This is a genomic window from Lysinibacillus sp. GbtcB16 (assembly GCF_019091145.1).
Taxonomy (GTDB): domain Bacteria; phylum Bacillota; class Bacilli; order Bacillales_A; family Planococcaceae; genus Lysinibacillus; species Lysinibacillus fusiformis.
In genome coordinates this window covers 1-255 of the sequence record NZ_JAGXJV010000612.1, presented here as the reverse complement: position 1 = coordinate 255, position 255 = coordinate 1, and the positions used below count along the sequence as shown (strand labels likewise).

The window sequence follows — 255 nt, the reverse complement described above, 5'->3', positions numbered from 1 at the left end:
CAATCAAGGCGTCCGGTTATTTTATATTTCAGATGACCAAACGATTGTTTACCCTGATTGGCTAGAAGGTACGATTGGTAATAGTTTTATGACAGACGAGCAGTGGCAACGTTTAAAACAAGGTGAGCGTGTAAAAGCAGACATGGAAGTCCCATACAACCGCTCTAAGACGAGAAATATGGCCATCGTGCTGCAACCCTTTTTCTTATGGGAAGATAAACCGACATTTATCGGTGCGCTGGCCGTTATGCAGCC

At 44.3% G+C, this 255-nt stretch carries 1 protein-coding gene; it reads left to right on the top strand.

Annotation, left to right across the window (positions count from 1 at the left end):
* A partial coding sequence (locus KVT27_RS25410; RefSeq protein WP_217582250.1) for a hypothetical protein occupies window positions 1-255 on the top strand: 255 nt, incomplete at both ends.